This is a genomic window from Nonomuraea sp. NPDC049480, assembly GCF_044465905.1.
Classification (GTDB): Bacteria; Actinomycetota; Actinomycetes; order Streptosporangiales; family Streptosporangiaceae; genus Nonomuraea.
In genome coordinates, this window is the sequence record NZ_JBITMD010000001.1 from 169,308 (window position 1) to 182,458 (window position 13,151).

15 protein-coding genes, 1 pseudogene and 2 riboswitches are annotated in these 13,151 nt (G+C 68.3%); of the genes and pseudogenes, 11 read left to right on the forward strand and 5 right to left on the reverse strand.

The window, feature by feature from the left end:
• The first annotated feature begins 30 nt into the window (after positions 1–30).
• Together ACIBX3_RS00795 and ACIBX3_RS00800 are read left to right on the forward strand one after the other, a co-directional pair.
• A complete protein-coding gene (locus tag ACIBX3_RS00795; RefSeq protein WP_397111672.1) occupies positions 31–609 on the forward strand; it encodes a PadR family transcriptional regulator in 579 nt (192 codons plus the stop codon).
• Entirely contained in the window at positions 609–1,409 is an 801-nt protein-coding gene (locus ACIBX3_RS00800; RefSeq protein ID WP_397111674.1) for an SGNH/GDSL hydrolase family protein, read from the forward strand. The genes ACIBX3_RS00795 and ACIBX3_RS00800 overlap by 1 nt, the downstream gene beginning before the upstream one ends.
• Here ACIBX3_RS00800 and ACIBX3_RS00805 read toward each other — a convergent pair.
• The 4 genes from ACIBX3_RS00805 to ACIBX3_RS00820 are packed head-to-tail and all read right to left on the reverse strand — an operon-like array spanning position 1,376 to position 3,912.
• On the reverse strand, positions 1,376–2,068 hold the full coding sequence (locus tag ACIBX3_RS00805; RefSeq protein ID WP_397111676.1) for a nucleotidyl transferase AbiEii/AbiGii toxin family protein: 693 nt from the start codon (positions 2,066–2,068) through the stop codon (positions 1,376–1,378). The genes ACIBX3_RS00800 and ACIBX3_RS00805 overlap by 34 nt on opposite strands.
• Positions 2,068–2,391 carry a hypothetical protein gene (locus tag ACIBX3_RS00810; RefSeq protein WP_397111678.1) on the reverse strand — a complete coding sequence of 108 codons (324 nt, stop codon included), beginning with the start codon at positions 2,389–2,391 and terminating at the stop codon, positions 2,068–2,070. The genes ACIBX3_RS00805 and ACIBX3_RS00810 overlap by 1 nt, the downstream gene beginning before the upstream one ends.
• Before the next feature lie 3 nt (positions 2,392–2,394).
• Positions 2,395–3,150: a hypothetical protein gene (locus ACIBX3_RS00815; protein ID WP_397111680.1), complete on the reverse strand. Its 756-nt coding sequence runs from the start codon at positions 3,148–3,150 to the stop codon at positions 2,395–2,397.
• A 57-nt stretch (positions 3,151–3,207) separates the two neighbouring features.
• Positions 3,208–3,912: a FadR/GntR family transcriptional regulator gene (locus ACIBX3_RS00820; protein ID WP_397111682.1), complete on the reverse strand. Its 705-nt coding sequence runs from the start codon at positions 3,910–3,912 to the stop codon at positions 3,208–3,210.
• Positions 3,913–4,035: 123 nt separating this feature from the next.
• Between ACIBX3_RS00820 and ACIBX3_RS00825 the strand changes: the two genes are divergently transcribed.
• The 4 genes from ACIBX3_RS00825 (at position 4,036) to ACIBX3_RS00840 (ending at position 8,357) form a co-directional block, all read left to right on the forward strand.
• Positions 4,036–5,394: a glutamine synthetase family protein gene (locus ACIBX3_RS00825; RefSeq protein WP_397111684.1), complete on the forward strand. Its 1,359-nt coding sequence runs from the start codon at positions 4,036–4,038 to the stop codon at positions 5,392–5,394.
• Between the two features lie 2 nt (positions 5,395–5,396).
• Complete coding sequence (locus ACIBX3_RS00830) at positions 5,397–6,737, forward strand: aldehyde dehydrogenase family protein (protein ID WP_397111686.1); 1,341 nt, start codon at positions 5,397–5,399, stop codon at positions 6,735–6,737.
• A gap of 115 nt (positions 6,738–6,852) precedes the next feature.
• On the forward strand, positions 6,853–7,659 hold the full coding sequence (locus tag ACIBX3_RS00835; RefSeq protein WP_397113349.1) for a 3-oxoacyl-ACP reductase: 807 nt from the start codon (positions 6,853–6,855) through the stop codon (positions 7,657–7,659).
• 8 nt (positions 7,660–7,667) lie between these two features.
• Entirely contained in the window at positions 7,668–8,357 is a 690-nt protein-coding gene (locus tag ACIBX3_RS00840) for a gamma-glutamyl-gamma-aminobutyrate hydrolase family protein (RefSeq protein ID WP_397111688.1), read from the forward strand.
• 1 nt (position 8,358) lies between these two features.
• On the opposite strand, the gene ACIBX3_RS00845 is transcribed toward ACIBX3_RS00840, so the two are convergent.
• Positions 8,359–9,216 (reverse strand): hypothetical protein, encoded by an 858-nt coding sequence (locus ACIBX3_RS00845; protein WP_397111690.1) that lies wholly within the window; start codon positions 9,214–9,216, stop codon positions 8,359–8,361.
• 93 nt (positions 9,217–9,309) lie between these two features.
• A riboswitch (glycine riboswitch) is annotated at positions 9,310–9,407 on the forward strand.
• 90 nt (positions 9,408–9,497) lie between these two features.
• Positions 9,498–9,596: riboswitch (glycine riboswitch) on the forward strand.
• 34 nt (positions 9,597–9,630) lie between these two features.
• Between ACIBX3_RS00845 and gcvT the strand changes: the two genes are divergently transcribed.
• The 5 genes and pseudogenes from gcvT to ACIBX3_RS00870 form a co-directional block, all read left to right on the forward strand.
• On the forward strand, positions 9,631–10,716 hold the full coding sequence (gene gcvT / locus ACIBX3_RS00850; protein WP_397111692.1) for a glycine cleavage system aminomethyltransferase GcvT: 1,086 nt from the start codon (positions 9,631–9,633) through the stop codon (positions 10,714–10,716).
• On the forward strand, positions 10,713–11,102 hold the full coding sequence (gene gcvH / locus ACIBX3_RS00855; protein ID WP_397111694.1) for a glycine cleavage system protein GcvH: 390 nt from the start codon (positions 10,713–10,715) through the stop codon (positions 11,100–11,102). The genes gcvT and gcvH overlap by 4 nt, the downstream gene beginning before the upstream one ends.
• A gap of 57 nt (positions 11,103–11,159) precedes the next feature.
• On the forward strand, positions 11,160–12,536 hold the full coding sequence (locus tag ACIBX3_RS00860; protein WP_397111696.1) for an L-serine ammonia-lyase: 1,377 nt from the start codon (positions 11,160–11,162) through the stop codon (positions 12,534–12,536).
• A 143-nt stretch (positions 12,537–12,679) separates the two neighbouring features.
• Positions 12,680–12,955, forward strand: a complete 276-nt coding sequence (locus ACIBX3_RS00865; RefSeq protein ID WP_397111698.1) for a Txe/YoeB family addiction module toxin — start codon at positions 12,680–12,682, stop codon at positions 12,953–12,955.
• Between the two features lie 9 nt (positions 12,956–12,964).
• Positions 12,965–13,069 (forward strand): annotated as a pseudogene (locus ACIBX3_RS00870) (L-serine ammonia-lyase, iron-sulfur-dependent, subunit alpha); the annotation flags it as partial.
• Positions 13,070–13,151 lie beyond the last annotated feature (82 nt).

Below are 13,151 nucleotides of genomic sequence, written 5' to 3' on the forward strand. Positions count from 1 at the left end.
TCCATGATTACTCACGGACATGACTAGCGAATGGCCCTCCGACACGCCGTCCTCGCCGCTCTCCTCGACGGCGAGTACAGCGGCTACCAGCTCACCAAGATCTTCGACGTGGGTGTCTCCAATTTCTGGTACGCCGCCCCGCAGCAGCTCTACGCCGAGCTGACCAGGCTGGAGACGGACGGCCTGGTGGCGGGCCGCGAGGTGGTCCAGCACGGCCGCCCCAACAAGCGGGTCTTCAAGGTCACCGAAACCGGCGTGGAAGAGCTGACGGCCTTCGCCGCGGCCCCGCCCAAGCCGCTGCTCATCCGCGACGACCTGGCCGTCCGCGTCCACGCCGTCGACCGGCTCGACCCCGCCCCCGTGATCGCCCAGCTCCACGAGCGGGCGGAGGCGGCGGCGGCCAAGCTCGCCCTGTTCGAGAAGATGCTCATCCGCCTGCGCGGCGACCTCGACGAGAAGACGTTCCTGCGCGAGGGGGACCGCGTCGGCCCGTACCTGTCCTGCCTGGCCGGATGCCGGCTGGAGCGGGAGATGCGCGATTGGTGCCTGCGGACGGCGCGGACGCTGAGCGAGCGCACCGCCGCCCATGCCGGAAGGGAGCTGCCCTGATGTACGCCCGTTACGTCGCGCTCGGCGACAGCCAGACGGAGGGCCTCGGCGACGGCGACGACGTCCGCGGCCACCGCGGCTGGGCCGACCGCCTCGCCGAGCACCTGGCCCGTGCCAACCCCGGCCTGCTCTACGCCAACCTCGCGGTCCGGGGCCGCCGGGCCGTCCAGATCCGCGACGAGCAGCTGCCGGTCGCCCTGGAGCTGCGTCCCGACCTGGCCACGGTCATGGCGGGCATGAACGACCTGATCCGGCCGGGTTTCGACGCCGCCGCGGTGAGCGCGGTGCTGGAGGAGATGTACGAGGCACTGACCGGCGCGGGTACGCAGGTGATCACCGTGACCTTCCCCGACATCGGCGCGATCGCGCCCCTGGCCCGCCGGTTCCGGCCCAGGGTGCTCGACCTCAACGCCCGCATCCGGGACGCCGCCGCGCGCCATGGCGTCACGTTGATCGACACGTACCCGCTCGCGTACGTCACCGACGCCAGGATGTGGAGCGTGGACCGGCTGCACGCCAGCCCGGAGGGTCACGACCGCTTCGCCGCCGGGGTCGCGCACGCGCTGGGTCTGCCGGGCAGCGACGACACGTGGATGGCCCCGCTCCCGGCGCTTCCCACGCCTTCCGCCTGGCGGGCGACGGCGACGGAGGTGCGGTGGCTGGCCACGTTCGCGGGCCCGTGGATCGGCCGCCGCCTGCTGGGCCGCTCCTCAGGCGACGGACGCACCGCCAAGCGCCCGCTGCTCACGCCGGTGATAGGCGAAGATCAATCGATATCGGGCACGTCATCGGCGTCGTAGTCCACGTCTCCGTCATCGGCCCGCCGCAGCTTGATGTCCGCTGCCCATCCCTGGGCGAACCGGCGGATCTCCTTGATCTGCGTCTCGACGACGCCATATGCCTCGAACGCTTCGTCGTCCATGAGATCGACATATTCCAGCCGCGTGAGTAGCTCATGTATCGAGAAGTAGTCGTGGTGCATGGCGGCGAGCTGCTCGAGCTCGCGGTAGGAGTACAGGTGCGACACGGAGGCGATGTCGATGATGTCACGAGCGAGACTACGCTCGTGCACGGCCCGCATTTTCAGCCCGACAGCGTCGTCCAGACCGAGCACTTTCAGCGAGCCACATGTGATCGGCGCCTGCTGAAGCGCCTCGCGAAGGAGGTCGAACTCGCAGGTTTCCCCGGTCGCCATGTCCTCAACCATCAGACGGCCCATACGTGGCGTGACTTCGATGATCGACGCCTCTAAGTCGGCTTTTTGGAACGCTCCAACAACCCCAGCGGCCACGTCGGGCAGCGGCGTCTCCTTGGCAGTGGCGAAGTCGAGGTCCTTGCTCGGCCGGTCGGTGAAGCCGTGGGCCTTGATCGCGTAGCCACCCGCAAGCACCAGGCCGTAGCGCTCGCAAACAGGCAACACGGCATGCAGCAGCCGCTCTTGGAAGGGCGGAAAGTGCATCAGGCGGATGTCTCCCGTGGCAGCGAGAGCTTCTTCTCCCAGGCATGACGGTAGCCCGGTCCGAGTCCTCTCCTCAGCACCAGCCAGTCGGCGGTGAGGTGACCCGCGTTCAAATACGTCTCATAGTCGGCCCGCTGGCCAGTGGTGATCACTGTGCGATACATCTCCATCCGAATCCCGGGCTTGGACAGGTCAAACTCAGTCAACCCGGACCATGCCAGGTGCAGCGGCAGAGCCACCACGCCTTCAGCCGGGCCGTGGAGATCGTCCAGAGAGTCGGGAACCTTCTCTTCCAGCCCCTCATAGATCGAAGGAAGTGCCATGCCTCAAGTATGCCGACGGCTACGCCGCGTGGAAGGCAGATCATGACGCCCGGAGAGAAACTCCTGGAAGGCGATCTTGACCCGGATCACCGGCCGCCGCCAGCGTTCCTCACGATGGATCGCCCGGGCCATCTTCCGAGGCGACCGCTTGGCGAAGAACCAGTGAGCCCACGGCGACCCTGGCCGTGCGAGCCGGATCGCGCCGACCAGGAGCATCGGGGGCACGAAGAGCCCGGCCATGCCGGTCCAGATCTTGCCCTTGAGCAGCGTGATCACGGCCAGCGCCAGATTCGCCACGATGAGCGCGGCCGGGCTGACCCAGGTGCCGTAGTCCCACGTCAGAGGGCGCAGGCCGATGAGGAGCAGGCCCGTCACGGCGACCGCGATGAACACCGCGTCGACGGACGTCCGCCCCTCCTCCTCCCAGTACACGTCGTGCAGATGCAGGATCAGTGCGAACTCGTCCAGCACTAAGGCCGACCCGACACCGAAGACGCACGCCGCGACCGCGTATCCGGCCTGCGAGGCGGACGAGACGATGAGCCCGGTCACGCCTCCGACCAGCATCAGCACCACGCCGAACACCACGTGGTGGATGTGCATCTCGCCCACGTTCACGTTCCTGAACCAGCCGATCTTCGCCCTGATCAGGCGGACGTTGATGCGGGTGGCGACGAAGGCCAGGATGAGCGTGACGAAGTAACAGAACAGCGGTAGCCGTCCTGTGGCGATGATGTTGTGCTGAAACCAGTTCCCCATAACCCCAAACAAACGATGGCCCCAAAATGATGGTACGGGGCGCTTGCCGGGATCGTGTCAGGACAGGAACGCCCGCAACAGGGCGGCCGTGCCCTCCAGGTGCTCGGTCATCGCGCGGCGGGCCGCGTCCGGGTCGCCGGCGAGGATGGCGTCCACGATGGCCTGGTGCTGCACGGCGGCGTGGTCCAGGTTGACCTGCAGCATCGGGATCGCGTTCAGCAGGTCGCTCACCCGCGATCGTGCGTCCGCGCAGGTCGTGGCCAGCAGGGTCGAGCCGGTCAGCTCGGCGATGGACAGGTGGAAGGCCGTGTCGAGGCGGCGGTAGTCCTCGATCGACGCCTCGTTCAGGTCCGCCAGCCTGCGGACGAGCATGGCCCGCTTCTCCTCCGTGAGCTCGGACGTGGCCAGCACCTGGGCCGCACCGCACTCCACCGCCAGCCGGAACGTGAGGGCGTCCGCGAGGTCGTCCATGCCCATCTCCGCCACCGCCTGGCGCAGGTCGCCGGCGTCCGGCTGCGGCGGCACGTACGTGACGAAGGCTCCCCCGTACCGCCCCCTGCGTACGTCGAGGTAGCCCGCGTCCGACAGGGCCCGGAGCGCCTCGCGGAGCGTCACCCTGCTGATGCCGAGCTGTACGGCCAGCTCCCGCTCCGGGGGGAGCTTGTCGCCCGGCGCCACCACTCCCAGCTTGATGGCCTGGAGCAGCCGCTCCACGGTTTCCTCGAAGGCGTTGCCCGCCCGCACCGGGCGCAACAACGTCATCAAACGCGCCGACTCGTCCAACGTGTCCTCAGGTCTTGACAAGGGATCCCGCCATGCACATCAATGGTCTAAGACTAGCCCAATCAACGGGAAAGTGCGCGAGCCAGATCGGAGCGACGTCACGTGAGAGATGGGTTCCTGACCGTCGGAGAGCTGCGTGACGAGGTGACGGCCGGGCGGATCGACACGGTCCTTCTGGCGATCGCCGACATGCAGGGCAGGTTGCAGGGCAAGAGGCTGTCGGCGCGCTATTTTCTCGACGAGGTGGTGGACCACGGCTCCGAGGGCTGCAACTACCTGCTCGCGGTGGACGTCGACATGAACACCGTGTCCGGATACGCGATGTCGTCCTGGGATCGCGGGTACGGCGACTTCGTCATGAAACCGGATCTCGGCACGCTGCGCCGGGTGCCGTGGCAGGAGGGCACCGCGATGCTGATGGCGGACCTGGCCTGGGAGGGCGGCGGCGACGTGACCGCCTCGCCCCGCCAGATCCTGCGCAGGCAGCTCGCCCGCCTGTCCGAGCGGGGCCTGGTCGCGTACGTCGGCACCGAGCTGGAGTTCATCGTCTACGAGGACAGCTACGAGGACGCATGGAAGCGGGCATACCGCGATATGTCGCCCGCGAACCTCTACAACGTCGACTACTCCCTCCTCGGCACCGCCCGCATCGAGCCGCTCCTGCGCCGCATCAGGCTCGGCATGGAGGGCGCCGGCCTGTACGTCGAGTCCGCCAAGGGCGAGTGCAACCTGGGCCAGCACGAGATCGCCTTCCGCTACGACGAGGCGCTCAAGTCCTGCGACAACCACTCGATCTACAAGAACGGAGCCAAGGAGATCGCCGCCCAGGAGGGCAAGTCGATCACCTTCATGGCCAAGCCGAACCACCGCGAGGGCAACTCCTGCCACATCCACATCTCCGTCCGCAGCCAGGACGGGGATCCCGTGATGGCCGGCGAGGGGCCGTTCGGGTTGTCGCCGCTCGGCGCCCGCTTCATCGCCGGGCAGCAGGCCTGCCTGCGCGAGCTCACCCTCATGTACGCCCCCAACGTCAACTCCTACAAGCGCTACGTCCCCGGCAGCTTCGCCCCGACGGCCGTCAAGTGGGGCGTCGACAACCGCACCTGCGCGCTCCGGCTCGTCGGCCACGGGCACTCGCTGCGCGTGGAGAACCGCGTGCCGGGCGGCGACGTCAACCCGTACCTGGCGGTGTCCGCGCTGGTGGCGGCCGGGCTGCACGGGATCGACAACGAGCTGCCGCTGGAGGACCCCTACGAGGGCAACGCCTACGCCTCGGGCGCCGAGACCGTGCCGCACACGCTGCGCGACGCGCTCGCCCTCTTCGAAGGCTCGAAGCTGGCCCGCGAGGCGTTCGGCGAGGACGTGGTGGAGCACTACGCCAACAACGCGCGGGTGGAGCTGGCCGCGTTCGACGCGGCGGTGACGGATTGGGAGTTGTTCCGTGGTTTCGAACGGATGTGAGCATGAAGATCGTTAATCCGGCGACCGAAGAGGTGCTCGCCGACGTCGAGCTCGCCGACGCGGCCGAGATCGACCGGGCCGTGGAGCGTGCCAGGAAGGCGTACCCGGCCTGGCGCGACGTGGCCCCGGGCGACCGGGCGCGGCTGCTGCGGCGCTTCGCCGACCTGGTGGGCGAGCACGGCGAGGAACTGGCGCGGCTGGAGCTGGCCAACGCCGGGCACACCATCGGGAACGCCCGCTGGGAGGCCGGCGCCGTACGCGACGTCCTGCATTTCTACGCCGCCGCTCCCGAGCGCAACCACGGCAAGCAGATCCCGGTGCCCGGTGGCGTGGACATCACGTTCCAGGAACCCCTGGGCGTGGTGGGCGTCATCGTGCCGTGGAACTTCCCCATGCTGATCATGTCATGGGGCCTGGCCCCCGCGCTTGCGGCCGGTAACACCGTGATCGTCAAGCCTGCGGAATGGACTCCGCTGACCGCGCTGAGGCTGGCCGAGCTGGCCCTGGCGGCGGGCCTCCCCGAGGGGGTGCTCCAGGTCCTGCCTGGGGCAGGGGAGGTCGCGGGGGCCCGATTGGTCGAGCACCCGGACGTGGCCAAGATCGTGTTCACCGGCTCGACCGAGGTCGGCAAGGAGATCGCCGCCAAGGCGGCGGCCCACGTCAAGCGCATCACGCTCGAACTCGGCGGCAAGTCGGCGAACATCGTCTTCGCGGACGCGGATCTGGAGAAGGCGGCAAAGGCCGCTCCCTACTCCGTGTTCGACAACGCGGGCCAGGACTGCTGCGCCCGCTCCAGGCTGCTGGTCCAGGCCGACGTGTACGACGAGTTCATGGCGCTGCTCACGCCCGCCGTCCAGGCGGTCAAGGTCGGCGACCCTCTCGACGAGAGCACCGAGATGGGCCCGCTGATCAGCGCCGAGCACCTGGAACGGGTACGCGGCTTCGTCCAGGACCCCTACCTGCAGGGATCCTGCCCGCAGGGCAAGGGCTTCTGGTTCCCGGCGACCGTGCTGACCCCCGACGTCACCGACCGGGCGTTCACCGAGGAGATCTTCGGGCCCGTGGTGTCGGTGGCCGCGTTCAAGGACGAGGCGGACGCCGTGCGGATCGCCAACGACACCCCGTACGGCCTGAGCGGCTCCATCTGGACCCGCGACGTCGGGCGGGCGCTCCGCGTGGCCAGGGCGGTCGAGTCGGGCGCGCTCTCGGTGAACTCCAACTCGTCGGTGCGCTACTGGACCCCGTTCGGCGGATTCAAGCAATCCGGCCTTGGCAGGGAGCTCGGCCCGGACGCCCTGGCGGCGTTCACCGAGACAAAGAACGTCTTCATCTCCTGGGAGTGAACCCGACGCAGTGAGCGGAGTGAAGGCCCGACGGAGGAGGGACTTCGCGAAGCGAATGAGGAGTGGTGAACGACCCAATGAGCAGGGAGTGAACCCGACGCACTTCGCGAAGCGAATGAGGAGTGGTGAACGACCAAATGAGCAGGGAGTGAAATCAGTGCAGAGGTTGCAGGATCGGGTGGCGGTCATCACCGGCGCGGGCAGCGGCATCGGGCTGGCCACGGCCCGTAGGTTCGCCGGCGAAGGCGCCAAGGTCGTCTGCGTGGACGTCGACGAGGAGGCGGGCAACAAGGCCGCGGCCGAGGTCGGCGGCCGCTTCGTCAAGGCCGATGTGACCAGCGAGGACGACGTCGTCCGGATGTACGAGACGGCGCACGACGCGTACGGGAGCGTCGACATCGCCTTCAACAACGCCGGCATCTCGCCGCCCGACGACGACTCGATCCTGGAGACCGGCATCGACGCCTGGCGCCGCGTCCAGGAGGTCAATCTGACCAGCGTCTACCTGTGCTGCAAGCACGTCATCCCGTACATGCGGCGGCAGGGCAAGGGCTCGATCATCAACACCGCGTCCTTCGTGGCCGTCATGGGGTCGGCGACGTCGCAGATCTCCTACACCGCCTCCAAGGGCGGGGTGCTGGCGATGTCGCGCGAGCTGGGCGTGCAGTTCGCCAGGGAGGGCATCCGGGTGAACGCCCTGTGCCCGGGGCCGGTGAACACGCCCCTGCTGCAGGAGCTGTTCGCGAAGGACCCGGAGCGGGCGCAGCGGCGGCTCGTGCACGTTCCCGTGGGGCGCTTCGCCGAGGCCACGGAGATCGCGGCGGCGGTGGCGTTCCTGGCCAGCGACGACGCCTCGTTCATCACCGCCAGCGAATTCCTGGTGGACGGAGGCATCTCCGGCGCCTACGTGACGCCGCTCTAGGAGGAATCATGCGTCCGGTCATCGGCATCACGTGTTACGTCGAGCCCGCCACATTCACGGTGTGGGAGGACATGACCGTCGCGCTGCTGCCGTACATGTACGTGGAGCAGGTCGCACGCGCCGGCGGGCAGCCCGTCGTGCTGCCGCCGGCCGGCGATCCCGCGCGGCTGGTGGAGCGGCTGGACGGGCTCATCCTGGCCGGCGGTGGCGACATCGACCCGGCCAGGTACGGGGAAATGCCACACGAAAAGTCCGGATATGTCCGCAAATTTCGCGATGAGGCGGAGTTTGCGGTGCTGGCCGCGGCGCTCGACGCCGAGCTGCCCTACCTGGGGATCTGCCGCGGCCTGCAGGTGCTCAACGTCGCCCTCGGCGGCACGCTGCACCAGCACCTCCCCGACGTGGTCGGGCACGCGGGCCACGCCCCCGCGCCCGGCCGCTTCGGCCCGCTGCCCGTCATCCCCGTGCCCGGCACCCGCCTGGCCAAGACGCTGGGCACGGAACCGGTGACGGTCCCGCACTACCACCACCAGGCCGTCGACCGCCTCGCCGACGGACTCACGGTCTCCGCCACCGCCGAGGACGGCACGATCGAGGCGGTGGAGCTGGACGCCGGACCGTTCACGATGGCCGTCCAGTGGCACCCGGAGGCGGCCGAGGACTGCGCCCTCTTCGAGGCCCTCGTGGCAGCCTGCTGAGCTATCCGACCGGCTTCAGCACGCTGTCGAACACCACGACGCCCTTGCCGTATTTCTCGTCCGTCCTGCGGCGCAGGTCGTCGGTCGCCAGCCAGACCTCCACTTCCACCCGGTTCCGCGTCACGCTGGACGACGCCGAGAGGAACCCGTCGCCCACGTCCTTGACGACCTGTTCCTGGGTCTTCTGCAACTCGCCCTCGCTCCGTTGCGCGCCGCTGATGCACAGCGCGCCGCCCCACACTTCGCGAATCCACTCCTCGCGGTCCGCCAGATCGCCGGTGAACTTGAGGTTCAGCACCAGCCGCTTCGGGTCGTTGCCCTGCTTCTCCATCTCCTCACGGGTCGTCGGAGGCGGGCCGGGGTAGTTCTGGTCGAGCCACGCTCCGGCGAACTCCGCGACCGTGCCGGCCCGCGCGATCGCCTTCTCCATGGCCTTCAGCGTGGCCTTGGCGGGATCGACGGGTCGCCAGCCGCCCGCGGGCTCGGGACACGGGCTCGCGAAGCCGTCCTCGCCCGTAGGCTGCTCCTGGCCCTTCACCGGCGCCCCCGGCGGCTCCGTCAGCGTCAGCCTGGCTCCGTCCCAGGTGCCGACGACCCGGTACGAGCCCCACTTCACACCCGCCCGCGACTCGTGCTCCACCTTGCTCCAGTCCCAGCCGACGACATCAGGGCCACCGCACTGCGGCGGGTCCGACGTCTGGACCGTCCCGCACAGCTGCGGCCCGTGCCCACCGCCTTCGAGCACCGTCAGGCTCGCCTCGTAGCGAGGTGGCGGCGCGGGGGAAGCGGCCTCCTGGGTGCCGCAGGACGTGACCGTCAGGGCGGCCGCCAGGCCGAGAGCCGCTGTTCGCCGATTCATACCCTATCGACGTCATAGTTCCCCGAGCGGTTCATGGAAGATCCGCACGCGACAAGACGCCCATGTCGGCACTAGGCTGACGGACATCACCGACGAAACCGTGCGGGAGAGCACTCTGACAGCCGGTCAGGGTCCCTGAAGGAGCAAGCCCTCCCCGCGAACCTCTCAAGGCAAAGGACCGCACGGACGTCGAATGAGAAATCTGCCGAGTGGACTGCCGCTACGGTCGTGCCGCACACGACGGTAGGGCGACAGTCCGCCTGAGCCGGGTTTCTTGTTCGAAGGTGTCCTCTGGAAAGCAGGCCCGTGGGCCTCGCCGAAGGTGAAAGTCCGGCAAAACTCGGGCGAAGCTCTCAGGCATCGATGACAGAGGGGGAGGATGCTGGCATCCGACCCTGTCCTGAGGTGCGACAAATGTCCCGACCGACACCGCTACGAGACGTTCACGAGAGCCTCGGCGCCACGCTCACCGACTTCGCGGGGTGGCTCATGCCCCTGCGGTACGGCAGCGAGTCCGCGGAGCACAACGCCGTCCGCGGGGCGGCCGGGCTGTTCGACCTCTCGCACATGGGCGAGATCTTCCTGACGGGGCCGCAGGCCGGGGAGGCGCTGGACTACGCGCTGGTCGGCCACCTGTCGGCGCTGGTGCCCGGACGGGCCAGATACACCATGATCGTGAACGAGCGGGGCGGGGTGCTCGACGACCTCATCGTCTACCGGCTCGGGGACGAGGAGTTCATGGTGGTGGCGAACGCCTCGAACTACGAGATGGTCGGAAATGAGCTAAAAAATCGCGTGAAGGCGTACAACGCGGTCGTCGAAGATCGCTCCGACCAGTACGCGCTCATCGCCGTCCAGGGGCCGCGCTCCCAGGAGATCCTCGCCACGCTCACCGACGCCGACCTCGGCGGGCTGAAGTACTACACGGGTCTCCCCGGCCTGGTGGACGGCCGGCAGGCGCTCATCGCCCGCACCGGCTACACCGGCGAGGACGGCTTCGAGCTCTTCGTCGCCAACCAGGACGCGGTGCCCCTCTGGAACGCCCTCATGGCGGCCGGCGAGCCGTACGGCCTCAAGCCCGCGGGCCTGTCCGCCCGCGACACGCTCCGGCTGGAGGCCGGCATGCCGCTGTACGGCAACGAGCTCACCGCCGAACTCACTCCGTTCGACGCGGGACTGGGCAGAGTGGTGAAATTCGACAAGCCCGGCGACTTCGTCGGCAAGTCGGCGCTCGAGGCGGTCAAGGACGACACGCCGCGGCGCCGCCTCGTCGGCCTGGTCGCGCAGGGCCGCCGGGTGCCGCGCCACGGTTACCCGGTCACCAAAGACGGCGCCGTCGTCGGCGAGGTCACCAGCGGTGCGCCTTCCCAGACCCTGGGCAAGCCCATCGCGATGGCCTACGTCGACACCGGCGTCGAAGCAGGCCTGGCTGTGGACATCCGGGGCAGCCATGAACCTATGGACCTGGTTGAGCTGCCCTTTTACAGGAGGAAGAAGTGAGCAACATCCCTGACGAGCTGAGCTACACCAAGGAGCACGAGTGGGTGGCCGGGGTCGACGACGGGCTGACCGTGACCGTCGGCATCACCGACTACGCCGCCGAGGCCCTTGGTGACGTCGTCTTCGTGCAGCTCCCCGAGGTCGGTTCGGTCGTCGAGGCCGGCGACTCCATCGGCGAGGTGGAGTCCACCAAGTCCGTGAGCGAGATCTACACGCCGGTCGGCGGTGAGATCGTCGAGGTCAACCAGACCGTCGCGGACGACCCGTCGATCGTCAACAGCGACCCGTACGGCGAGGGCTGGATGTTCCGCGTCCGTATGGAAGGTGACCCGGAGGACCTGCTGTCCGCCGAGGAGTACAAGGCGCTCACCTCCGGCGAGTCCTAAAGATTCCCGCCGGGGCCCGGCACCGGGCCCCGGCCTTGCGATGAAGGGCGCACATCAATGGCGATCAGCGTCTTCGACCTCTTCAAAATAGGCATCGGCCCCTCCAGCTCCCACACGGGCGGCCCGATGGCGGCCGCGCACAAGTTCGCCCGTGGCCTGCACGACGACGGCCTCCTGCCGCGCGTGGCGCGCGTCGAGGCGATCCTGTACGGCTCCCTCGGCCTCACCGGCAAGGGCCACGGCAGCGACAAGGCCGTCCTGCTGGGCCTGTCGGGTGAGAAGCCCGAGCTCGTGGACGTGGAAACGATCGAGGACCGTCTGGCCGCGATGCGCGCGTCGGGCACGGTCAAGCTGTACGGCGTCCGCGAGATCCCCTTCGTCGTGGGCGAGGACCTCGTCTTCGAACGCAAGATCTCGCTCCCCGAGCACCCCAACGGCATGCGCTTCACCGCGTACACCTCGGAAGGCGAGAAGCTCCGGGAGAAGGTCTACTTCTCGGTCGGCGGCGGCTTCGTCGTGGACGAGAAGGCCACCGGCGCCGACCGCATCAAGCCGGACGACACCGTGCTCCCCCACCCCTTCACCACCGGCGAGGAGCTGCTCAAGCACTGCTCCAACACGGGCCTGTCGATCTCCGCCCTGATGCTGGAGAACGAGAAGGCCTTCGGCCGCACTGAAGAGGAGATCCGCGCGGGGATCCTCAACCTGTGGCGCGTCATGTCGGAATGCGTGCGGCGCGGAATCGCCAAGGAGGGCGTGCTCCCCGGCGGCCTCAAGGTCAAGCGCCGCGCCAACCAGCTCTACCGCCGCCTGCAGTCGGAACCGGCCGAGAAGGACCCGTTGCAGGCCATGGACTGGGTGACGTTGTTCGCACTGGCGGTCAACGAGGAGAACGCGGCGGGCGGCCGCATCGTCACCGCCCCCACCAACGGCGCCGCCGGCATCATCCCCTCCGTCCTCTCGTACTACACCCGTTTCGTCCCCCACGCCGACGACGACGGCGTGGTCCGCTTCTTCCTGACGGCCGCCGCGATCGGCGTCCTGTTCAAGGAGAACGCCTCGATCTCGGGCGCCGAGGTCGGCTGCCAGGGCGAGGTCGGCTCCGCCTGCTCGATGGCCTCCGCCGGCCTCACGGAGGTCCTCGGCGGCACGCCTGAGCAGGTGGAGAACGCCGCCGAGATCGGTATCGAACACAACCTGGGCCTGACCTGCGACCCGATCGGCGGCCTGGTCCAGATCCCGTGCATCGAACGCAACGCCGTCGCCTCCAACAAGGCGATCACGGCGGCCAGGATCGCCCTTCGCGGCGACGGCCGGCATTTCGTGGCGCTTGACAAAGCGATCAAGACGATGCGCGACACCGGCCGGGACATGCTCGACAAGTACAAGGAGACCTCGCGCGGCGGCCTGGCCGTCAACGTCATCGAATGCTGAACGGCAGAGGAATACGAAGCCCTCCGGGAGACGGCCTATCTGCTCCGCTCCCCCGTCAACGCACGCCGGTTGATCGAGTCCTACCAGGAGGCGGTCGAAGGACGCCATGAGCGGCACGAGCTGCTGGGCGACGAGGATGCTCGGTGAAAGTCGCGTTCACCGATCAGGGCCGGGAGGACTACGTTCACTGGCAGACAGCTGACCGGCAGATCCTCAAGCGCATCAACCGGCTCATTGAGGACACCCTGCGTGATCCTTACGAGGGCATCGGCAAGCCCGAGCCGCTCAAACACGCATTGGCGGGTGCGTGGTCGCGGCACATCACTGATGAGCATCGCCTGGTGTACCTTGCCGCGAACGACGAGATCATCATCTTGCAGGCCCGCTACTCCTACGAGAGACAGCGGATCTCCGTGTGAGAGGCATGGTTGGACAAGGCCATCAAGACCATGAGGGACACCGGCCGAGACATGCGGGACAAGTACAAGGAGACGTCGCACGGGGGTCTCGCGGTCAACGTGATCGAGTGCTGAACCGTCGTCAGGAAGAGAATCGTCTCCAAGCGAACACGCGCCGACGTATCGAGTCCTACCAGGAGGCAGCCGATGGCGTCGG

Bases quoted from the DNA above. Each gene is read 5' to 3' on its own strand.
- ACIBX3_RS00795 (WP_397111672.1), top strand. From the start codon at position 31: ATGGCCCTCCGACACGCCGTCCTCGCCGCTCTCCTCGACGGCGAGTAC.
- ACIBX3_RS00800 (WP_397111674.1), top strand. From the start codon at position 609: ATGTACGCCCGTTACGTCGCGCTCGGCGACAGCCAGACGGAGGGCCTC.
- ACIBX3_RS00805 (WP_397111676.1), bottom strand. From the start codon at position 2,068: ATGCACTTTCCGCCCTTCCAAGAGCGGCTGCTGCATGCCGTGTTGCCT.
- ACIBX3_RS00810 (WP_397111678.1), bottom strand. From the start codon at position 2,391: ATGGCACTTCCTTCGATCTATGAGGGGCTGGAAGAGAAGGTTCCCGAC.
- ACIBX3_RS00815 (WP_397111680.1), bottom strand. From the start codon at position 3,150: ATGGGGAACTGGTTTCAGCACAACATCATCGCCACAGGACGGCTACCG.
- ACIBX3_RS00820 (WP_397111682.1), bottom strand. From the start codon at position 3,912: ATGACGTTGTTGCGCCCGGTGCGGGCGGGCAACGCCTTCGAGGAAACC.
- ACIBX3_RS00830 (WP_397111686.1), top strand. From the start codon at position 5,397: ATGAAGATCGTTAATCCGGCGACCGAAGAGGTGCTCGCCGACGTCGAG.
- ACIBX3_RS00835 (WP_397113349.1), top strand. From the start codon at position 6,853: ATGAGGAGTGGTGAACGACCAAATGAGCAGGGAGTGAAATCAGTGCAG.
- ACIBX3_RS00840 (WP_397111688.1), top strand. From the start codon at position 7,668: ATGCGTCCGGTCATCGGCATCACGTGTTACGTCGAGCCCGCCACATTC.
- ACIBX3_RS00845 (WP_397111690.1), bottom strand. From the start codon at position 9,216: ATGAATCGGCGAACAGCGGCTCTCGGCCTGGCGGCCGCCCTGACGGTC.
- gcvT (WP_397111692.1), top strand. From the start codon at position 9,631: ATGTCCCGACCGACACCGCTACGAGACGTTCACGAGAGCCTCGGCGCC.
- ACIBX3_RS00860 (WP_397111696.1), top strand. From the start codon at position 11,160: ATGGCGATCAGCGTCTTCGACCTCTTCAAAATAGGCATCGGCCCCTCC.